25 protein-coding genes and 2 tRNA genes are annotated in these 19190 nt (G+C 45.2%); 14 read left to right on the forward strand and 13 right to left on the reverse strand.

What is annotated here, in order from left to right; translation table 11 throughout:
• Window positions 1-8: 8 nt before the first annotated feature.
• Window positions 9-593: an indolepyruvate oxidoreductase subunit beta gene (locus Vsou_RS06305; protein WP_188602196.1), complete on the forward strand. Its 585-nt coding sequence runs from the start codon at window positions 9-11 to the stop codon at window positions 591-593.
• Between the two features lie 33 nt (window positions 594-626).
• Here the strand turns inward: Vsou_RS06305 and Vsou_RS06310 are convergent, their stop codons facing one another.
• Window positions 627-1976 carry an MFS transporter gene (locus tag Vsou_RS06310; RefSeq protein WP_188602195.1) on the reverse strand — a complete coding sequence of 450 codons (1350 nt, stop codon included), beginning with the start codon at window positions 1974-1976 and terminating at the stop codon, window positions 627-629.
• 467 nt (window positions 1977-2443) lie between these two features.
• On the opposite strand from Vsou_RS06310, the gene Vsou_RS06315 reads away from it, so the two are divergent.
• Window positions 2444-3034 (forward strand): hypothetical protein, encoded by a 591-nt coding sequence (locus Vsou_RS06315; protein ID WP_188602194.1) that lies wholly within the window; start codon window positions 2444-2446, stop codon window positions 3032-3034.
• An 11-nt stretch (window positions 3035-3045) separates the two neighbouring features.
• Window positions 3046-3693 (forward strand): hypothetical protein, encoded by a 648-nt coding sequence (locus Vsou_RS06320; RefSeq protein WP_188602193.1) that lies wholly within the window; start codon window positions 3046-3048, stop codon window positions 3691-3693.
• 317 nt (window positions 3694-4010) lie between these two features.
• Here Vsou_RS06320 and Vsou_RS06325 read toward each other — a convergent pair.
• Window positions 4011-4086: transfer RNA gene (locus Vsou_RS06325), tRNA-Gln, on the reverse strand.
• Between the two features lie 152 nt (window positions 4087-4238).
• On the opposite strand from Vsou_RS06325, the gene Vsou_RS06330 reads away from it, so the two are divergent.
• From Vsou_RS06330 to Vsou_RS06340, 3 genes are all read left to right on the forward strand, one after another.
• On the forward strand, window positions 4239-4430 hold the full coding sequence (locus Vsou_RS06330; protein WP_013335897.1) for a chromatin protein Cren7: 192 nt from the start codon (window positions 4239-4241) through the stop codon (window positions 4428-4430).
• Window positions 4431-4569: 139 nt separating this feature from the next.
• Window positions 4570-5181 (forward strand): hypothetical protein, encoded by a 612-nt coding sequence (locus tag Vsou_RS06335; RefSeq protein WP_188602192.1) that lies wholly within the window; start codon window positions 4570-4572, stop codon window positions 5179-5181.
• A gap of 155 nt (window positions 5182-5336) precedes the next feature.
• Complete coding sequence (locus tag Vsou_RS06340; protein WP_264890798.1) at window positions 5337-5492, forward strand: hypothetical protein; 156 nt, start codon at window positions 5337-5339, stop codon at window positions 5490-5492.
• An 84-nt stretch (window positions 5493-5576) separates the two neighbouring features.
• On the opposite strand, the gene Vsou_RS06345 is transcribed toward Vsou_RS06340, so the two are convergent.
• A tRNA-Tyr gene (locus Vsou_RS06345) sits at window positions 5577-5731 on the reverse strand.
• Between the two features lie 124 nt (window positions 5732-5855).
• Between Vsou_RS06345 and Vsou_RS06350 the strand changes: the two genes are divergently transcribed.
• Entirely contained in the window at window positions 5856-5978 is a 123-nt protein-coding gene (locus Vsou_RS06350; protein WP_264890799.1) for a hypothetical protein, read from the forward strand.
• The gene (locus Vsou_RS06355) at window positions 5975-6511 is read left to right on the forward strand and encodes an ATP-binding protein (RefSeq protein WP_264890800.1); all 537 of its coding nucleotides are present in this window, start codon (window positions 5975-5977) and stop codon (window positions 6509-6511) included. Before Vsou_RS06350 ends, Vsou_RS06355 begins: the two co-directional genes overlap by 4 nt.
• A 27-nt stretch (window positions 6512-6538) precedes the next feature.
• Here the strand turns inward: Vsou_RS06355 and Vsou_RS06360 are convergent, their stop codons facing one another.
• The 3 genes from Vsou_RS06360 to Vsou_RS06370 form a co-directional block, all read right to left on the reverse strand.
• Complete coding sequence (locus tag Vsou_RS06360; RefSeq protein WP_054843066.1) at window positions 6539-7054, reverse strand: hypothetical protein; 516 nt, start codon at window positions 7052-7054, stop codon at window positions 6539-6541.
• Window positions 7055-7064: 10 nt separating this feature from the next.
• Window positions 7065-7367 (reverse strand): hypothetical protein, encoded by a 303-nt coding sequence (locus Vsou_RS06365; protein WP_054843065.1) that lies wholly within the window; start codon window positions 7365-7367, stop codon window positions 7065-7067.
• Between the two features lie 72 nt (window positions 7368-7439).
• Window positions 7440-8708, reverse strand: a complete 1269-nt coding sequence (locus Vsou_RS06370; protein WP_188602190.1) for a molybdopterin molybdotransferase MoeA — start codon at window positions 8706-8708, stop codon at window positions 7440-7442.
• 61 nt (window positions 8709-8769) lie between these two features.
• Here Vsou_RS06370 and Vsou_RS06375 point away from each other — a divergent pair, with 61 nt between their 5' ends.
• Window positions 8770-9840, forward strand: coding sequence for a hypothetical protein (locus tag Vsou_RS06375; RefSeq protein ID WP_229709641.1), 1071 nt, complete (start codon window positions 8770-8772; stop codon window positions 9838-9840).
• 1 nt (window position 9841) lies between these two features.
• Here Vsou_RS06375 and Vsou_RS06380 read toward each other — a convergent pair whose 3' ends face one another.
• From Vsou_RS06380 to Vsou_RS06390, 3 genes are read right to left on the reverse strand one after another with little or no spacing between them, the layout of a single operon-like run.
• The gene (locus Vsou_RS06380) at window positions 9842-10141 is read right to left on the reverse strand and encodes a hypothetical protein (protein WP_188602188.1); all 300 of its coding nucleotides are present in this window, start codon (window positions 10139-10141) and stop codon (window positions 9842-9844) included.
• Window positions 10142-10176: 35 nt separating this feature from the next.
• The gene (locus Vsou_RS06385) at window positions 10177-10593 is read right to left on the reverse strand and encodes an HIT family protein (protein ID WP_188602187.1); all 417 of its coding nucleotides are present in this window, start codon (window positions 10591-10593) and stop codon (window positions 10177-10179) included.
• 36 nt (window positions 10594-10629) lie between these two features.
• Entirely contained in the window at window positions 10630-10941 is a 312-nt protein-coding gene (locus Vsou_RS06390) for a hypothetical protein (RefSeq protein ID WP_188602186.1), read from the reverse strand.
• Window positions 10942-11171: 230 nt separating this feature from the next.
• Here Vsou_RS06390 and Vsou_RS06395 point away from each other — a divergent pair, with 230 nt between their 5' ends.
• Together Vsou_RS06395 and Vsou_RS06400 are read left to right on the forward strand one after the other, a co-directional pair.
• The gene (locus tag Vsou_RS06395; protein WP_054843059.1) at window positions 11172-11753 is read left to right on the forward strand and encodes a ZPR1 zinc finger domain-containing protein; all 582 of its coding nucleotides are present in this window, start codon (window positions 11172-11174) and stop codon (window positions 11751-11753) included.
• A gap of 63 nt (window positions 11754-11816) precedes the next feature.
• A complete protein-coding gene (locus Vsou_RS06400) occupies window positions 11817-11990 on the forward strand; it encodes a preprotein translocase subunit Sec61beta (protein WP_188602185.1) in 174 nt (57 codons plus the stop codon).
• Here Vsou_RS06400 and Vsou_RS06405 read toward each other — a convergent pair.
• Complete coding sequence (locus Vsou_RS06405; RefSeq protein ID WP_188602184.1) at window positions 11967-12746, reverse strand: phosphoglycerol geranylgeranyltransferase; 780 nt, start codon at window positions 12744-12746, stop codon at window positions 11967-11969. The two genes, Vsou_RS06400 and Vsou_RS06405, sit on opposite strands and share 24 nt — an antisense overlap.
• A 32-nt stretch (window positions 12747-12778) precedes the next feature.
• Complete coding sequence (locus Vsou_RS06410) at window positions 12779-13216, reverse strand: hypothetical protein (protein ID WP_188602183.1); 438 nt, start codon at window positions 13214-13216, stop codon at window positions 12779-12781.
• A 205-nt stretch (window positions 13217-13421) separates the two neighbouring features.
• On the opposite strand from Vsou_RS06410, the gene Vsou_RS06415 reads away from it, so the two are divergent.
• From Vsou_RS06415 to Vsou_RS06425, 3 genes are all read left to right on the forward strand, one after another.
• Window positions 13422-14339, forward strand: a complete 918-nt coding sequence (locus Vsou_RS06415) for a DUF92 domain-containing protein (protein ID WP_188602182.1) — start codon at window positions 13422-13424, stop codon at window positions 14337-14339.
• 135 nt (window positions 14340-14474) lie between these two features.
• Complete coding sequence (locus tag Vsou_RS06420) at window positions 14475-14813, forward strand: hypothetical protein (RefSeq protein WP_229709640.1); 339 nt, start codon at window positions 14475-14477, stop codon at window positions 14811-14813.
• A gap of 56 nt (window positions 14814-14869) precedes the next feature.
• Window positions 14870-15847, forward strand: coding sequence for a thiamine-phosphate kinase (locus Vsou_RS06425; protein WP_188602180.1), 978 nt, complete (start codon window positions 14870-14872; stop codon window positions 15845-15847).
• Here the strand turns inward: Vsou_RS06425 and Vsou_RS06430 are convergent.
• Entirely contained in the window at window positions 15844-17304 is a 1461-nt protein-coding gene (locus Vsou_RS06430) for an MFS transporter (protein ID WP_188602179.1), read from the reverse strand. The genes Vsou_RS06425 and Vsou_RS06430 overlap by 4 nt on opposite strands.
• Window positions 17280-19127, reverse strand: a complete 1848-nt coding sequence (locus Vsou_RS06435; protein WP_188602178.1) for a COG1361 S-layer family protein — start codon at window positions 19125-19127, stop codon at window positions 17280-17282. The genes Vsou_RS06430 and Vsou_RS06435 overlap by 25 nt, the downstream gene beginning before the upstream one ends.
• Between the last annotated feature and the right edge of the window lie 63 nt (window positions 19128-19190).

The following is a 19190-nucleotide window of genomic DNA, read 5'->3' on the forward strand; positions in this document are numbered from 1 at the left end:
TGATCTCCATGAGACTGAACATATACCTGACGGGGGTCGGTGGTCAGGGATTGGTAACCTTCGCCACGGTACTCGGCGACGCGGCCATAAGGGCTGGTTACAAGGCATTGGTTGCCGAGACCCATGGGCTAAGCCAGAGGGGCGGTTCTGTGGATGTTCATGTTAGGATCGGCGACATAGATGCACCGTTGATACCCAGGGGCGGCGCAGACGTTATTGTTGCCTTTGAGATAATTGAGGCATTTAGGGCCGTTGACTATGCTAACGAGGACACTGTGTTTATAGTTAACAGGAGACTAATAAGGCCGCCGATGATCAAGCAGAAAATACCAAGCATTAACGAACTAGAGAACCTACTAAGGAAGAACATTAGGAAGCTCTACGTGGTGGATGCGTACAGTGATGCCGCCAAACTGGGGAATATAATTTATGAGAACACGATAATACTGGGTGCACTATACTCAATACTGAGACTAAACCAATACATACCCCAGGGTGTAATTGAAGAATCAATAAAGATGAACCTTAGAAGAGATATCGATAAGAACCTAAGGGCATTCACAATAGGCCTAAAGTATGGGAATGCAAAATAATAATTAAAAAATTTTAAGCATTTGGGAGGAAAATCACTTCTCTTTAACGATCCTTAGGTCAATACCTATGGTCTCAGGGCCTATTGCCGCGGCTATACCATAAACAACGCCAGCCAGTATTAACCAGAAGGCCGCCGTGAACCATATATTACCATCCTCAATAGGCTTGAATACGCCGTAGAGCGGTATTGAGTACAGCGGCATCCAGGCACTGATGAAAATACCCGAACTATACCCAAAACCAACACCGGAACCTCTCCTCTGCGTTGCAAAGCGCTCCGACAAGTAGACGGGGACTAGGCCCCAGGACCACTGCGACAACCAACCCATTAGGAATGCACCGAGGACGAGTAACGGCACACTCCTAACAACCGCACTGTAGTACACGACGTAGTACGCGGGCACTGCCAGTACGGCCGAGACTATCGCCGCTATCACTAACGCATTCTTCCTCCCAATGAAGTCACTGGCGAGCCCCCATAACGTCGCTGCTATGGCAGCAAAGACACCCATAATGCCATAATAGAAACTCGCCAAACCCTCAGGTAAACCGGCCCTGGCGTATATACCCGTTGCAAAATCAAACATGGAGTATGAACTGAAGAATAGGCCTGTCATGAACACCAGTACCTGTAGGAAGGTCCATAGGGCCGGAGGCTTAAAGATGCTGAAGAACGGTACCCTCTCGAGTTGTCCCTTCTCCTTAGCCTCCTCAAAAACTGGCGTATCAGGCATTGTGTATCTAATCATGAACGCCACCACGGCAGGTATAAGGCCCGTCAGGAATATGTATCTCCAGGCATAGGCGTACATTGCCTTAATACCGAACACTGCCGTGAACGCGGAAACCACGAAACCACCCAACGCAACGCCCCAGGAGAAACCACCCTGGACAATACCACTGACCAAGCCCCTCCACCTGGGCGCCGAGAACTCCATGGCGAATGGATGACCAGCCGCATACTCGCCACCAACGAACACACCAAGTATGAACCTGATCACGGCATATATCCAAAAGGCCGCCCAACCAACTTGGGCATAGGTCGGTATCGCCGCGGTAACGGCACTCATTATCCCATAGCCAAGTATTGTAATCATTAAAGTATCCCTCCTACCAATCCTATCGGCAAAATTACCAAATAATGCACTACCCACGGGTCTTGCAATCATGGTGAAGGCATAACCAAGCAATGTCAGGAAGTAACCAACGACGGACTTAGACAGGGTTGGGGGCATTAGCACGGCTGCCAGTATTGTGGTCATTGCCGTAACAAAGGTCAAGTCATACGCATCCAGGAAGAAGCCAACGAACTGAGATGCAATGGCACTCCCTGACCTAGGCGGCCATTTATAGTGTTCAGGGGACCACTGAACCCTAACCATACTACTAACCTATTATATATGTATTTAAAAGATTTTCCTATATGACTCTTATAAGAATACATACCTAACTATTTCATGCATTAATTAGAATATTTTAGATTTTACATTTAAATAATGTTTAACAACAATTCATACTTATCCAATACCCACACTAACATCCAACCCTACGCTAAACAACGCAATCCTTCATCAAACCTGCTATTCACTTCTCAACATTTATTTTCCATGAACATAAACCAAGAGATAACCAAAACCCTACACAAACCAACAACATGATAATCGAGAATTACTCGACATTAGTAACCGGGCCCGGATTCAAATTGAACCAACGAAGTTCTTAATGCCCATTAACTAATCAGGGCCCATGCCGCATAATCAATTAAAATAATGTACCTGCTTCTTCATTTATTAATGATGGCAGTCACGGGGTCAGGGTTAAAAACTTACCTTAGAAATAACTATTAGTTATGAGTCTTGTTAAGGAATTATTGCGGGAACCAGCCATTGACCTGGTTAGGCTTGTTATTGCATACTACATCAGGAAGTACGGTAGAGGTATCAGCACAGAGGTGCTTGTTAAACTACTATTCCTTATCCTGTACACGGATGCCGATGGTACAAAACTCCTTGATTCACCAAGGGCTAGGTTGCCTGAGGAATTCAGGATATACCTAAAGGGACCATTCATACCAATTGATAGGTTACTCGGTGGTGAGTCTGAAATGAGCAAGTATGACATAGTGAAGACTGGCGATAGTTATTACGTTAAAGACATAAATAAGGATTTCGAAGATTCCTACAGGGCCCTTGAGAAAAGGGGACTGAAAGACCTAGCGGATTACGCAATGAGGATCATCGACATCTATGGCAGGTTAAGGGAAGGCGATATAATCGCCCATTCACTTGAAGCGTTAGGTATTAGAAATGAGTTCATTAAGGCGATGGCATTCAACATGAGTCTAGACGCATACATAGACGCCACTAGAAAACTCAAAGGGATCCTTGAGAGTAAAGAGACAGCCAATGAAGAGGAGCTTTACCCAGACCTGTTTAAGTAGGTGGATAATTCGTGGTATTTGAGACATTTCATATTTTTGTTGACACTAATATACTCGTTAATATAGTATACATAATAACCCTACACCGTAAGTTAAACAAACCAAAAGTAAAGATCCTGGATTTACTGGAGAATAAAATTTTAGTGGTTTATACTGATAGTGCCATAATACGTGAACTCAAAAACGTGGCCTTGCCCAATTTACTAAGTAACGTTGATAGGGCAAAGCATGGATGGCCCAATGTTGAGGTTAACGCAATGGAACAATACTGCATTAATCAATTGAATGACATGGTAAGCAAAAGATACATAAGGGTAGTTGAAGATGATGAATCATTAGAAATACAGAGAGAAGCCCTAGAGCATAGGCCTAAAAGGAGAGTCTGCTGGAAGAGCGAGATCATGGACCAATTATTAAGCAAAATCCCAAGTGAGGACATTGACATAGTAAACTCACTACTCTACGCCTACGACTTACTGGCTACAGTACCAAGAAGGAAAGGCCCCGGTATAACAAGCGGTAAATTAGACTTCATCACTGAGGACAAAAACCTTAGGGACTTCGTTGAAAAGCATTTAGCATGCAATGAATGCCCCTGCGCAAATAAAATAATCACCTCAAACTACAGGGAATTCAAGGAGCAATTAAAGCGAATATAGGCCCTAGAAACAATAAACACCATTAACATAACTCCCCGCATCAAGAGAATTCAATAATGCCCAACAAACATCAAGAGCGACGCACTACTTGCAGAGCATTAATAACACACCGCAGCTAATTATCCATATGACGAGGAATCCACGTAATCCTAAAACCAAGCCACAATCAAGAATCAATACCAGCAATGACCTCGATAATTCCATTACATAGACCAATCTCAAAATCCTAGCCAAAACCAACTCATTAGTCTAAATAAGCCGTAACACGACAAAGCAAAACCCTCCATATCACGTTAACAAAGAATTAGAGAGCAGGGTGGTAGCCGGGCCCGGATTCGAACCGGGGTCAACGGGTCCAGAGCCCGCCATCCTTGGCCGCTAGACGACCCGGCTAATAACAATGGGAAGAAACCAGTTTAAAAGCGCTACGCATCGCAAACAACCACGCATTACGCAAAACTGAAACAACGAAGACCCTAATAAGGCAAGCGCATAAAATAACCAATTACAATATTAAACCAAGCAACCACGAAACAACGACCAATATGGTCACACTAGAAGACCTGGCAAAGAGGGAATACGAAATAGAGGGCAAGAAGCTTAAGCCTACGAAGGTTTGGAAGGTTCAGCCTAAGGGTAGGAAGGGCTTCGTAATGGCGTTGTTCAAGACACCAGACGGAAAAACAGTAAGAAAAGTCATAGCAAAAGTAGACGAACAAGGAAACATAATAGTATAAACCAACAACAACCCATCAAAACAACTCAAAACAACCCATTTTCCTTCCTCTCCTTATCCTCCCACCAACACAACAAAACTTTCACAAAATAGAGTATAAGGAGGCGCTTCTTAGGCGTGTTAGTAGGTTTAAGGATGCGTTGTTTGTTGAGTCGCCGTATGATGCGTTAATTCGTGACTTAGAGGGTTGGGTTCGTGGTGTGAAGGCTATTGATGATGGTAATAATGGGTGGGAAATAGAGGTGAGGAGGATTCTCTATAGGATTGGTGATAGGATGCTTCAATTGTTTAAGCAAGCTAAGGAGGAGTGGTTTAGGGTGCATTATGGGGAGCTGAATAGATTGTTTGAGAGGCTTTTAAGTGGTGGGGTTAATGTTACTGGTGATAAGCGGTTAGTGCTTAGTTCAGGCGACTTGTCGATTACGATAAATAGAATTAAAGCGCGTAAAGTCACAATAAGGTTGGTGCCCAAGGGATTATTGGGTATTAATATTAGGGTACCAAGGCTATTTAGTGAGTATATGCAAAGAGCCGCGTTATTGGGTTGGGTGCTTAGTGATGAGGGTAGGGATGAAGGTCGTCCAATGATGTTTACGGCTTACACATGGCAGGCTTTACTCTGGGCTTTGGTGCATGATGGGTGGGTTCATATACGTATATATGCCATAGACTTAAATGATGATGGCATCACGGTAATATGGCAACTTAGGGCAAGACATAAGAGGATCAGTAAGGATAGCGCCATTAAGTGAGTTGTTAAGTCTTGACGATGAGGAGTTTACAACTTTTTTACTCTTCTTCACGTTAGGTGATGGAAGTATTGACGTTAAGAAACAGAGAATTAGGCTTTATATATACAAAAGAGAATTGAAGCAACTTATCGATAGGCTACGTAATTACGGTTTTATTGAGGAGAGATGGACGATTAGCACTTTATAAAGCAAAGACCAGAAAAATGGCTAGGAAATGGTATAATACATGGGAAGCGATAATTAATGTATTGAGCGAATTAAAAGATGCCGAGAAAATAAGGAGAATAAAGGCTTTAGTCATGATAACTTAATCGCCTAACCGTAATGCCCACAAAGGGACGTGAGAAGGTTGGAAGAATTTCTAACCCAACCGCAATGCAGCAAAATAATCTTCTTGGTCCCTCCGCCGGGATTTGAACCCGGGGCCTGCCGGTGTCCGACTACCCGTGGGCCTTTTTCTAATGTCGCCCACGGGGCTGACTACAGCCATACGGGGGACGCAGCGGGTTGCCGCCGTCCCTGGCCGCTCTAACCGCTGAGCTACGGAGGGCTTGTTTTTTGTGTTTTGTTGGTTTTTAAGGTTTTCTTCGTTGTGGTTATGGGTTGGGTTTGTTTAGGGGTTGTTGGGTTAGGTTTTATGCTTTCGCTGTGGAAGTTACTTCCGGTGTGGAAGTGTGTTATTTGATACGAAACCTAAGGTGCGTAGGGTTGATTTGTTTGATTTTGAGGAGGAGTTTGGTGGGCTTTCGAAATTTGTTGTTGATTCTTTAACGCGGCTTATTGTTGTTGGGGTTTGAGGGGGGCTGGTAAGACTTCGTTGGTGTTGACTACGCTTAATGAGTTGGGTGTGCCCTATGTCTTTGTTGATGTGAGGGAGGTTGTTAGGTCTAGGAGGGGTTTGTATGAGGTCTTGTCGAGGGCGTTAAGTGATTTTCTTAGGAGGTACTCGCCGTATAAGGCTTTGCTTAGTAGTTTCATTGGGGTGTTAAGTGGTGTTAGGGGTGTTAGGGTGCATGGTTTTGAGGTCTTGCTTAATTGGGGTAGGGATAGGCCGTTACTTACTGAGTTGTTTAGGGAGTTTGATAGGGTTTCGGGTAGTGTTGGTTCTAGGTTTGTCTTTGTTATTGATGAGGCCCAGAGACTTGTTGGGTCGTTGGGCGTTGAGGTTTGGGGTGCCGTGGCTCATGCCTATGACAAAAAGAATGACAAGCCTCGCCCTTCAGGGCGGGGAGGAGGTCAGGTATTAACAACGTTGAAGAAGTACTCAATAATTGATGAGAATCTGGAGTTTACAGACCCAATAGTTAGGGAGGCGGCGCGGGAGTTGTGATGCCTTATTAATGTGTAATATGGCTTACTATTGTGCTTGGCATTCGTTTACGTCTATTCCATGGCCTTTTAGGACTTGTCTTAGTGCTCCGTAGTCCTCGGGTTTTAAGTCTGGTATTTGGTATGTGGTGCCTTGGTAGTTGATGAAGACGTTATATGCGTATGGTCTAAAATCCCTCCCTGTTATGGCCTTGTAGCATATGGTTATTTCGTTGGGTTTTGCCGCGTATGTGCCGTTGATTGTGTCGAGAATTATCGAGTCGACCTTAATCTCCACCTTCCTAAGGTTTGTTATGGCTTTTCTTATTGATTTAATACGTGTGTAGGAATATATTATTAATGTTAGAAGTGCGGTTATCACCATTGATGTGATTATTGATAATGCAATGAGTTGGTTACCCTCTGCATTTGGTAAAAGGGTGATTATGGTAACGATTATGATTACTAGGTATAGCACTAGGAGAAGCAGGCTAATTACTATGCCTGTTGAGTATCTGTCAATTGACCACTCGACATCGTTGCTTTCCCAGGACCACTCGCTCATGGGCTGGTTATTAATGTAATTCCTGCCTTGTTATTATGTATTTTGCGTTTCCCTCTCTTTCTATTTTTAGTTGTAGTTCCTGGGCTATTGCTGGTAGGTAGAGTATGAGGGTTCTTATGCATTGTTGTGATGCCCTGGTTCCGTACCTTGTTTGGTGCCATGCGTGGAAGCATGCCATTGTTATCTTGTACTCGTTGTCCCTAGTTATGTTCCTCCTGCAGTTAATTAATACGTAGCTTATTAGGAATTCCCTGATATCACTCATTCCGCATCTATGTCTCTGTTCCTGGCTTTGCAGTAGTGTTTGTTTCACATAATTATTTTATCCGCTTGATTTATAAGTTACTTTCAGTGTTGGGGCTGAATTATTATTCGTAATTGAAAATCACTCACGAGACGGTTCCCTGAGGAGTAGTACCTCCGTGTAATCGCCCTCCCTTATTATTTGTCCCTTCCTCGTGAACACCAATCCATTAATCATGAGGAGGGTGTGGGTTAGCGAGCTACCTTGCCTCGGTAATTCCTCAATGACGTAATCATTACCAACCCTCCTAACCCTAACCCTATACTGCCTTGCAAACTCTTCATCACCCAGTGTGCCCCTGGCTAGTTTAGCCATTACCCTTGGCTCCGCAATATCCACCTTAACACCCGCGAGTCTCTTGATAACCTCCTTAACGACCACAGTCATGGCATTTAAGGCCGATATTGGGTGCCCTGACATGTTAATAATGACCTTATTATTACCCGATACTGCCAAGCCCGTTGGCCTGCCGGGTCTCATCCTTAACCCCCTAATGTATATTCTTGGGTTTAGTGACTTCGTTACCTCATAGACATAGTCAACGCCACTCGGTCCTGTGCCGCCAGTGGTTATTACGATGTCGGCAAGATCCAGGGCCTTCATTACGGTGTTCCTAATAGCTTCCTGATCATCAGGTACTATGGTTCTGCCCACTACCTCGGCGTACGGTATGTACATCCTCACGTAATTCCCTATAAAGGATGCCGTGCTCTCCACAACTTTACCGTTAATTACCGCATCCAGCACCTCACCCGGTGCCTTGGTCTCAATTAGCTCGGAGCCCGTGGCAACTACGAACAACCTAACCCTTCTCCTAACCCAAACTTCGCCAATACCAAGTTCCAGTAGTGCTGGTATGTCCCAGGGCATTATGACCGTACCTTCCCTAAGTACGACATCACCCCTTCTGGCAAAGTCGCCTGCTGGGTCCACGTTTTCCCAGGGCTTGACTGACTTATTAATGACGACTTCATTATTGCCAGTGACGTCAACGAACTCCTCAGGGACAACGGCGTCAGCGCCAACTGGTAGGTAGGCGCCGGTGGTTACGTAGGCAGTCTCCATGGGGCCAACCTTAATGCTTGGTACCTCACCAATACGTACAGAACCCACAAGCCTTAACCTAGCGGGTGCCTTGAAAATGTCCCGGCTCCTAACGGCATATCCATCGTAGGCCGCCTTGGGACGCGGCGGTATGTCCATGGGCACTACCACGTCCCTGGAGAGCACCCTACCCATTGACTCCCACACTGGCACTGGCTCCTCATTAACCGTACTTAACGTATCCATTGCATTAATTAATTCCTCAATTTCATGCGGCTCCACGAATTTGTACTCATGGGGCTTCACGTGTATTAATGAGGCAATGCGCTATTTAAAACCCTAGGCTATGCACTATGGGGGATTAAATGTGAATGCCCTGTTCAATGCTGATGTGCTGGAGGGTGCGTACCAATTGCTTAACTATGATGATGAAGATGAGAGCGCGTTGATGCAGGACTTTGGTTTGAGGTATGGCGATAGGTATTTGGAGATTTATAATGATGCCCAGGAGTTCATTAACTCATTGGGTGAGGACGCAGACGCCAGGGTAAGGAAGTTTTACGAGTTATTGGCTGATCATGCGATGAGCAGAGTCAGGGGCTTTGGTAACGCTGTCTATGCCCTGGCTAAGTACCTTGGACTTGGTGGTGATGAGACGGTACTTAGTATTCAATTTAGGCTTATGGGGTTTGGGGACCATGTGGTTACTGAGTTAATAAGGGCGGGCATGCTTATGCACAGGAGTAGGGATGTCCTATTTGTCCCCGAGTACTTAATACCAAGGCTTCTTGAGGTGTCGGGTGATGTAATTACTCCCAACGTGAGGGACGCATTAAGCGGCTTGGGAAGTGTTGAGTTGGCTATTGTTGAGTCTGCTGCCTTCGGGTCCAAACCCATTAATTGGCTGTTTAGGGCTATCTATGGTACTGACTTCAGGGAACTCTTGCCCAGTATTAGAATTGATAACCTACTTGATGGAAGCACCGGTGAACTCATTATTAACCCCGCCATTGACATCCGGGAACTTAGGACTGCACTCCATGAAATGAAGGATTACAATGCAAGGACCATGAGGAGGACCATAAGCCCTCATGGACAGTACACTTATAGTAGAATTGCCAGATGTGGTGTTGTCTATACAGTGTTTGGTGAAGGCGGTAGGGAATTGATAATGCTTTATCCCTGGATCGTACCCAGTAGGAGAATACTGGACTACCACTCACGTGAGAATAGGGTTATCGTGATCATGCGTGAACCTAGCGATGAATTCACGGATATAATGAACAAGCATGCCGATGAATTACCCCCACGCACTAGTTTCATATTTATTAATGGTAATGAGGCCCTTGTCTATAAGCCCCAGGCACTGGATAGGGCCTTTGACCTATTCCTCGACTTCCTCTATAGGTCCAACCTCAGGGTCACATACTTAAATTGAGCTAGCCCTTTATGAGCCCTATAACGAGCCCTATTATGAATGCCAGTGATGAGTATGGTATGGCGCCCATGAATTGCTGCGCCTTTGAGTACGCGGTAGCCATCGCATAGCCTGAGTAGTGGAGGATGGCTGCTATGGTTGATGGACTTAGGTAACCAAGGGCCATGGCTAGGATCACTATGGCAAGCAGAATCAATGCAACGCCTATTAACCTCCTTATTAGTATGCCCACCAGTAAACCAAGGACAAAGAGCCCTATTATACTGACAATCTGCGTCAATGTTAATCCAAACACCTCCATGCCAAAATAAATCCAATTGGGAGATATTAAAAAGGTTAACCTACGTCATTAAGGAGCTCTTTAATGGCCCTGGATAGCGCCATGGATACCTCACGACCTTCCTCCTCCGTTAGATAATGTCTACCAGTCATGCGACCGGTCATTGGTATTACATGGAAATGTATGTGGAATATTACCTGCCCAGCATCTGCACCATTATTCTGAATAATCCTAACACCAGGTGTGCCAAGGGCCTTGATCATTGCCATAGCAATCAACTTAGTCACGTTAATCACCCTGCATAATTCATCACCTGGAGCCTCAGTTATATCCCTATAGTGCCTCTTGGGCATTACCAGCGTGTGGCCCCTGTTTATTGGGTATTTATCCAGTATGGCTATTACATCATTGTCCTCATAAACCACGTAGGCCGGCTCCTCACCCTTAACTATTCTGCAGAAAACGCAGTCCATTGTGGTACTGCGTAGGTTAGTCATTGTTTTAAAGCTTCAACATATCTGTGCATACGTAGAGACCGACAATAGGTAAACGCTGATCGTGAATATTACGAGGACTGTCACGAAAATAATAAGCATTAAGTCATTGACGCTACCTCTACCCAGGTAGTTTGTCAATAGGAATACCCCAGTAATGGCCAGTATTAGGGTTAGTATTCCCATTAGTGTGAAGGGGCCTGAACACGTTGGAAGGACACCGGGCGTGTAAACGGCATACCAAAACCCCAATATGAACAACACCAATATTAATGCAGCTATTATCCCAAGCGCCGCAAGCCACCTACTTTGTGTTGCCGAACTCATTAAAATACGTACCTGGAGCAACCCCTTTTAAAGATGACTTACTCTAATAATTGGTACCTTACCTAGTGACCCAGTGGTGGGATTATTAAGCAGGTCATTCGGGGGTAGAAGGGAGTCCTTCATCGTGGTCCTGGGTTTCTCGAGGTTGATGGCCCATGTATGTGAATAAATTAAGCTAGGGTGAATAATAGCAAATAAGTAATAAATACCAGGGGAATCCGTGATCTTTAATGAGCAGTAGTGATCTGAGTATACATGGTAAGGTGCTTTACACAGGAATTGAGAAATGCCCAGTATGTGGTAGGGAAACGCTTCACGTTGTAGAGGTTCTATATAATGACCCGGCCTTCGGCGGTTTAATACTGTATAGTAATCAATGCGATTATTGTGGTTATAGGAGGGTTGATATTCAGTATCTTGATTCAAGGGGTCCCTCAAGGATCACCTATGAAATCAAGGATAATGTTGATGTATATAGGACCTACATATTTAGGTCTAGGACGGCTAGGATCAGTAGCCCGGAGCTTGGTTTTGATATTGACCCAGGGCCTGAGGCTGAGGCCATGATAACCACCGTGGAGGGACTATTAATGCGCATGCTTGATGTGGCGGATAGGATGGAAACCATGAACGAGGATAATGAGGAGAGTATACGTAAACTAAAGGAGTTTAAGGCTAAGGTTCAGAGTGCCCTTCATGGTATGCTTATGTTTAGGATAATCATTGAGGATCCAAGTGGTAACTCAATAATTAAGCCACCGGAGGGCAGGGAGTCCGAAGTCCATATCGAACCCTTGAACGCGGTGGAGTAGTTCGCATTGTTTACTATGGACCATTAGGACAAAGTTTTTAACTCCGGTTAAGCCCAGTGGTTGATGCCTAGGCGTAGACGTACATCAGGGATGTCACCGTTCATAGCCGCTGGGTTGGTTAAGTTCAATGAGGCTAAGGAAATTGAGAAAATAAAGATAAGTCCCCAAGCCGTGATATTCCTTGGAATAGCAATCTCAATATTGGTGATAGTACTAAGGTTCCTGGTTCCTCTTTAAACTCCTCCTTGAAGAGCCTCCTTCATGCACGGCCCTTATTATGTCCTTAATCAACTCGGGCTTTTCCTCGATTATTGTTCCTGTGACCACGGCATCGGCACCAGCCAACGCTAACTCAGCAGCCCTCTCAGGGTCCTTAATACCGCCACCAACAATTAATGGCTTGCTAACTAGCTGCTTAATCCTTGAAACCATCCTGGGTCTCACCGACTCACGCGCCCCACTACCGGCCTCAAGGTATATCATGTCAAACCCCATTAGCTGAGCTGCGTATGCATAGGCTAGCGCAATGTCATCCCTATCATAGGGTATTGGCCTCGCGTGGCTTACGTAACCGACGGCGCCACCATCACCGACTATTATGTATGCCAGTGATATTGGTTCAAGGTTCCTGAACTTCTTTACCAAGAGCACTGAGGCTTGTATCTGGGCACCCACTATGAAGTAGGGATCGGCGCTGTTTAGTACGCTTAGGAAGAATACGGCGTCGGCGTACTTACTTAGATTCGCGACGCTTCCTGGGAATAGTATCACGGGTATTTTTAGCAAATCCTTAACGGCACTTAGATACTCATCCAGTTGCCCCTCTGATATGCCCAGGGAGCCTCCAACCATTAGTGCGTCACTGCCATACTCCTGAACCATCAGTGCAAGTTCCCTGAATTCATTGGCACTTACCTTATCTGGGTCAAGCAGTGTCATGTGTATGGAACCAAGCTCAGCAATGCGGTTCACTAGGTAATTCTTAATTCCCATTGAATAGGTTGATTTTAACGAAATTTTAAATATCACTCCTCAGTATAATCGGGCTCTTCTGTGAATTCGCCTTCCTCGTTATAGGTTTCCTCAGTACCAATGCCTTCACTAAGCTCCTCATTATCCTCACTTAATGGTTCAGTAGTGCTTCGCTGCTCCTCGTCGAGTAACGGATTATTTTTCGGCGTTAACTGGGTTAGTGATACCGTAACCTCCTTCTTAGGCTTTATTTGCCCTTGGTAATAGAGATCCACGAATTTATTGAAGTAATCCACAGGGAGTAGGCCGGGTATGTAGTTAAATTCGGCCTCAAGTTCGCAATTACCGCAGTTAACTAATACCTTACCTTCCTTCTTGTTTAGCTTCACGTTAACCAGCGGGGCGCCGCAGTGTGGGCACGTGAATATCTTAGGCAGGGTTTTCTTGGGTCTAAGTAATGCCTTTTTACGACTTTTCCTTCTACGACCCATCGAAGCCACAACTAACTCTTAATATAAATACCTTTTTCTTAATGTTAATGAATTCTCCTAAGTGGTAAATAATCAGTCGGGTAAGTTTTCGTCACTTTATCCGCGTAACTCTGTATCATCATACTCATCAAAAATACCGGGGATTCCCTACTGTCACTGTAGATCTCGGAATAATACTTAAAAAACCTTATCGAGCAGTTAATTGATGCATGGACTTACCGTAAGCATTAACGATCCATTAATAATCTATCCCCTAATTATAATTATTGCACTAATAATATCATTAGTGTTGGCCTTTGCCGCCTTGAGGATTAGGGTAATAACGAGGGACGCCGTCATACCATCAACACTCGTGGGCTTCATGATACTACTCGGCGGCCCTTCCTCAATACTACCATTCATAGTCTTTCTGGGTAGTTCAAGCGCCCTTACCAAGATTGGCATTGAAAAGAAGGAGGAACTTGGTGCGGCAGAAGATGTTAAGGGAAGAAATTGGAAGCAGGTACTGGCCGTCGGCCTGGTACCAAGTACCTTGGCGCTGCTGGCTGGCGCGGCTTACTTTAATCGCGATATGTTGATCTATCAAGTACTCATCACAGCATCCGTAACGGGCATAGCCTACTCAAATGCTGATACGTGGGCTTCCGAGCTCGGCGTCCTCAGCAGGTCAAAACCAAGGTTAATAGTGAGGCCTTGGGTTACGGTTGATCCCGGTGTCTCCGGCGGCGTAACGCTACTTGGTGAGTTAAGTTCGTTTTTGGGGTCATCAACCATAGCATTAACATACCTAGGTGTCCAATACCTACTTAGGTTCCTTGGTTTCATTAATACCGTGAATCCCTGGTTAGTCGCCATAGTGCTGATCCTTGGTTACCTTGGGGAGGTGCTTGACAGTGTCTTCGGTGCGTTGTTTCAGCCCAAGTATAGGTGCCCCAGGTGCGGAATTATGACTGACAGGAATGTGCATGTATGCGGCGAGAGAACTGTGAGGGTTATGGGTAGTTACGACCTTGAGAATGAGGATGTTAATCTACTCGTGTCCGCAATAACGGCTGCTGTGTCCCTCGCGGTACTACTGCTGATATTTAGCTCCCGCGCTATTATTACCGGGTTTATAAGTTAATCAAGGGATTGGGTCATTAACGTGAAGCCGTAAGTACAGGCATATTTATTGCATATTTATGCCTGGATATACAGGGCTATTACGTATACGTAATTAACCATGAATCCTTTAAATCTCGCTGTCTACGTCTATTTAATGACACAGATAACAAATATTTATGCGGACTTTAAGAAGATCGAGGAACTGGTCGCGAGGGGCCTGTGGGTGGCTGTTAAGTATGCCAGGGGTTCCTGTGTGAGCTTCACGCCAAAGAAGATCCTGGAGTATGCCGAGTTCAATGACACAATACCCGTTGTACTAACCCTGGTTAAGCATGTACTTAAGCAATTAAGTGATGAGGGTTACCTCCAGGTTGATAATAGCAGGAGCATTGTCAGGTACCAACTGTGCAATAAGTCAAAACTCTGGGATCTAATAAAGCAAAGTAGTGGTCCCGAGGACGTTCTAAAGTTCCTTGAAGAAGTCACTCAGTAAAAACCGTTATCTACCAATACATTAAATAGCAGTGATATACCCATGATTGATTAACTATGGGGAGTACAACTGAAACAAAAAACAGAATAAGGGAATTCGGTGAAACAAATTTAATCAACATCGTAAGAAACATCGTTGGTTCCACTGAAGACAACGACGTAGAGTACATGTATATTGATGGGATCACGCTGGCAATGAAAATTGATGGTTTATCCCTGACAACGTCTAAAATGCCGTTCATGACACACTTTGATATGGGCTGGAAGGTAATGGCATCAGTGGTCAGTGACTTCCTTGCCAAACTTACCAAGCCTCTCTATGCAGTTGTCTCCATAACCATGAGGGGTGATGACACTATTGGTGACTTTAGAGAATTGATAAGAGGCTTAGGCAGTGGCGCTAATTACTTCGGCATGAGGTACCTGGGTGGTGACTTAAATGAGGGTGCGGATGACGTAATTGATGTTGCGGCTATTGGTAAACCAATGACTAGACCCATAGGTAGAAAGCCAAGGATCGGTGATGTACTAGTCACAAAACCTCTATTTGGTTATACAGGATTGGTTTTCAAACTTTACTATAGTAATGAACTGGATAGGTGGAAAGACGTGGAGACCGTTATGAAAGGCATTGAGATACTGAAAAGGCCAGAGCCGGAGGTGGGTATACTCAATGATCTTCTGAAACATGCGGACTGCATATCAGCCAGTATGGACTCAAGTGATGGACTTGGGAAGGTTCTATGGACAATGGCCACCAATGGTAAAGTGAGAATACGTGTTTATGGGCTACCCATTAATGATGACCTGTTGAGCTCCCTAGCTGAAATACCTGGCGTGAAACTCGAGGAGGTGGTATTTAACGGTGGTGAGGAATTCCTACCAGTATTTTCCGTAAGGGAGGATTGCGTGGCTAAATTTAGGGATCTTGGTTTTGTGGATTTTGCAAGGATTGAGGAGGGTAACGGTGTTTATTTTAATGATTCACCACTTAAGTTTAGAGGCTGGGACTACTTCACCGGCTGGACGGGTTAAGCCTCAATGACCCTTATCTCACCTTTAACGAATATCTCCTGCGTCAGGGTTACTATGACTACTATAGCTAATATATAAAGCGCCGAGGTTATCATGAACATTAATTGATACGATGACTTGGCCGGCAATGTTATCCATAGCAACGGCTTAAGCGAAACAATTACTGATGCTTGATACATGCTCATTATTGAACCGGCAACGGCGGGACCCCAGGCACCGCCTATGTTCCTAAATACTGAGTTCAAACCAGTGGCGAGACCCATATTCTTCCTGCCCACCGAGAACACTAGTATGTTTATTACAGATACATTCACCATACTAATACCGGCAGATAATACGGACATTGACCCTATCACGTATGATAAGCCGTAGAACGACGTATACGTCAGCATCAACAGGCCCACTACTGCTATTGCTGAACCAATAACAGCCAGTTTCTTAGCGCCAATGTTCGTGATTATCCTACCTGCTATTGGCGCTGTTATCATTTGGACCACGGCCATCGGGATCATCATGATACCGGCATCCAGTATTGATAAGTCATAACCAAGCGGTTGTGGTGATTCAAGTAGATAGGTTAGGGCCTGGGCCATTAGGAATAGAGCGAACCCAGCCAAGGCAACTCCAACATTCGCAGCCAGCACATTCCTATTACTCAATAGGCTTACTGGGACTATTGGATGGCTGATTGTTGTTTCATACAAGACAAAGACGCCGAAGCCAAGCACAAAAAGCACTAGGAGCGACATGATAGTGGGGTCTGTCCAGCCGTAAGTCGGCGCGTCGGTGACAGCTATTAGTCCACTGGCTAGGGATGTTGAGAGGAGAAATAGGCCAATCCAATCAATTGGTTGGGGATTTCTAATCCTGCTCTCCCTAATGTATAAGTAGACCATTAAGTCCTCCAGTATTATGAATGGATAGACCGTGTGGTACGTCGCTTGCCAACCAAGGGTTTGGGATATGTAGGCGCCAAGTGGTAGTGATACGGCCATTCCAACGCCGAACATGGCGCTTATTAATCCCTGTACCTGCGGAATCATGCGCGGTGGGAACTCCTCCCTAACCAGGGCGAAGGCTAGGGGCATCATTGCCATGCCGACACCCTGCAATGCCCTACCCACCAGGAGTATCCCGTAACTTGTCGAGAAGCCTGTTATGAGGGCGCCAATTGTGTATGTTACCATTGTTATTATGAGCATCCTCTTCTTGCCAAACATGTCACCCAGCTTACCCATTATTGCAGAGGATAATGTACCCATGAGTATGTAGATTGATAATATCCAGGAGGCGTCAGCAGTGGATATATTCAGGTCCTTCTGTATTGTTGGTAGTGATGGTACGAGCATTCCCTCGGTGTACATAACGACGAGGGTTAGCGTTACCAGTATCGCCGTTGCTCGCCACGCATAGGCAACATCATACTCCCCACCTAAACTAGTTCCACCTCTATACATCTATCATCACCACCACACATTACCTCATAATTAACAAAGCGACCCTGGTAATTCGTTTGCCCCGCACCGCCAGAGTTTGTTGGGGATACACGACTGCCGTTGTTATTACCACCCATCCTACGTCTCCTAATAGCCGCAATAACGCCTATTACAAGAACAACCACTATCAGTATGAACACAATCCATAGAAGTACATTTGGCGCAGACCTAACAGTTACGTAGGTAGTCACAGACTCAGCCAGTGGATATAGGGAACCAGTTTGATTCCACACGAAGGTTAGGACCACCGGGTAATTACCTGGCCGCGCATTTGAGTCAACATCCACTAGGAACGTGACATTTATCTCCTGCCCTGGCTTTAAATCGCCGATAAATGCCTGGGATGCCGTTAATGCCGAGAGTGGGTTGCTCGATGATACGTGTGGCTGTATTACCTGGCCTGTGGATATCGTAACCATCACATTCTTAGCCTCAACAGAACCCTCATTCATGATCGTTATTGTTATTGGTACCTTGGACGCGCCAGGTGACAGAGTTGATGACGATATTGTACTCAACAGCGCATTCAGGTTCGACAGACTTGGGTTTGGTGGTTGTGGGTAACTGACACTAACCACGGCTAGGTTGGCCCTGGGCCTTACATTAAGCTGGTAGTATCTCGTTGTTGAACCACCGTCATAAGCCACGGTAACGTTCACCGTATAATTACCTGGGTCACTTGGTAAGCTAATGGGGATTGTTAGTTGAATTGGTTGACCCGGCGGTATGGCGCCAAGTATTAACGGCATGCTGATCAGGGGTGAAACGCCCGTACTATTTATATAGAGCATGGCATCGTACGCAATACCGGATCCAATATTCACAATACTAAGCATCAACTGGGCCATTGGGTAGCTCTGAAAAACCTCAGGTGGGTTGGTGGCCACTGACTGAATGTACACAATGGGTTCTTGAGGAACTATTAGGGTTGCGTTAATCACATCATCATCACCCGTGAAGTAATCAACCCACAGCTCCAGCGTATAATTTCCTTGAAGTAAGTAGTCGGGTACATAGGCATAGAAGGTCAGCGGGACCGGCTGACCCGGTGGTAGAGCAGGTAGGTGCTGCGTCATGTTAACCAGCCTGAGTTGTGACGGAGCGGATAGTAGGGTCACCGTGACATTATAGACCGGAGTATTCCCATAATTGGTTAGGTATATGGTTAGGGGCACGTATGAATTAGGCAGTGCTTGAACCACATTGTCCGGGGTGCCTATCATTGCCGTCGCCTCAAAACCAATATAACCAAGTATGGGCACCGAAACATTGGTACTAACGCTCTCCGAGGATTGGGACGTGGATATTGATGGTATTGAACCCATTACTGTTGGTATCTGTATGGTTACAGGCACGGTCTTGACCCCGGTGATTATTGGCGTATTATCGTAAAGCATTGTGGTGACTAGGGTGGTTACTGGAATTGAAATAGTCTGATAGGTAATGAGGGGCTTAACGGTAGTCGTTATGTTAACCTCTGTATAATTAACTGTTATGGGAACTTCGTATATGCCCATGGGCGTATCAGGATTGACCTGGACATATACGATGCATGAACTATTACCCTCAGGCGGGACAACGGGTATTTGGCAGTAATTTGATGATGAGTTGACATAGTAGATCGGCGTTATTAGTGATGAGTTTATTGCTATGGTCATGTTGAATAGGTAGGCCTGTGTTGGGTTAAACACAGTGAACACTAGGTACGAGTCCTCACCAGGTGCCACAGGTTGATTAAGTAACCAGTGGGCCAGTACTATTATAGATAGTGATATCGGATCCATCGAAATACACAAGGCAAACGACCCCTTTAAAAACCATTCTCAGTTATCGAATAGATATCGGTG

Origin of the sequence: Vulcanisaeta souniana JCM 11219 (assembly GCF_026000775.1) — an archaeon.
Taxonomy (GTDB): Archaea; Thermoproteota; Thermoprotei; order Thermoproteales; family Thermocladiaceae; genus Vulcanisaeta; species Vulcanisaeta souniana.

What these genes read in the sequence shown, in the direction of transcription:
- Vsou_RS06400 (WP_188602185.1), top strand. Translation starts at nt 11,817, where the DNA reads ATGCCTAGGCGTAGACGTACATCAGGGATGTCACCGTTCATAGCCGCT.
- Vsou_RS06390 (WP_188602186.1), bottom strand. Translation starts at nt 10,941, where the DNA reads ATGAGTTCGGCAACACAAAGTAGGTGGCTTGCGGCGCTTGGGATAATA.
- Vsou_RS06430 (WP_188602179.1), bottom strand. Translation starts at nt 17,304, where the DNA reads ATGTATAGAGGTGGAACTAGTTTAGGTGGGGAGTATGATGTTGCCTAT.
- Vsou_RS06310 (WP_188602195.1), bottom strand. Translation starts at nt 1,976, where the DNA reads ATGGTTAGGGTTCAGTGGTCCCCTGAACACTATAAATGGCCGCCTAGG.
- Vsou_RS06330 (WP_013335897.1), top strand. Translation starts at nt 4,239, where the DNA reads ATGGTCACACTAGAAGACCTGGCAAAGAGGGAATACGAAATAGAGGGC.
- Vsou_RS06420 (WP_229709640.1), top strand. Translation starts at nt 14,475, where the DNA reads ATGACACAGATAACAAATATTTATGCGGACTTTAAGAAGATCGAGGAA.
- Vsou_RS06380 (WP_188602188.1), bottom strand. Translation starts at nt 10,141, where the DNA reads ATGGAGGTGTTTGGATTAACATTGACGCAGATTGTCAGTATAATAGGG.
- Vsou_RS06425 (WP_188602180.1), top strand. Translation starts at nt 14,870, where the DNA reads ATGGGGAGTACAACTGAAACAAAAAACAGAATAAGGGAATTCGGTGAA.
- Vsou_RS06385 (WP_188602187.1), bottom strand. Translation starts at nt 10,593, where the DNA reads ATGGACTGCGTTTTCTGCAGAATAGTTAAGGGTGAGGAGCCGGCCTAC.
- Vsou_RS06415 (WP_188602182.1), top strand. Translation starts at nt 13,422, where the DNA reads ATGCATGGACTTACCGTAAGCATTAACGATCCATTAATAATCTATCCC.
- Vsou_RS06395 (WP_054843059.1), top strand. Translation starts at nt 11,172, where the DNA reads ATGAGCAGTAGTGATCTGAGTATACATGGTAAGGTGCTTTACACAGGA.
- Vsou_RS06360 (WP_054843066.1), bottom strand. Translation starts at nt 7,054, where the DNA reads ATGAGCGAGTGGTCCTGGGAAAGCAACGATGTCGAGTGGTCAATTGAC.
- Vsou_RS06410 (WP_188602183.1), bottom strand. Translation starts at nt 13,216, where the DNA reads ATGGGTCGTAGAAGGAAAAGTCGTAAAAAGGCATTACTTAGACCCAAG.
- Vsou_RS06435 (WP_188602178.1), bottom strand. Translation starts at nt 19,127, where the DNA reads ATGGATCCGATATCACTATCTATAATAGTACTGGCCCACTGGTTACTT.
- Vsou_RS06305 (WP_188602196.1), top strand. Translation starts at nt 9, where the DNA reads ATGAGACTGAACATATACCTGACGGGGGTCGGTGGTCAGGGATTGGTA.
- Vsou_RS06405 (WP_188602184.1), bottom strand. Translation starts at nt 12,746, where the DNA reads ATGGGAATTAAGAATTACCTAGTGAACCGCATTGCTGAGCTTGGTTCC.
- Vsou_RS06315 (WP_188602194.1), top strand. Translation starts at nt 2,444, where the DNA reads ATGAGTCTTGTTAAGGAATTATTGCGGGAACCAGCCATTGACCTGGTT.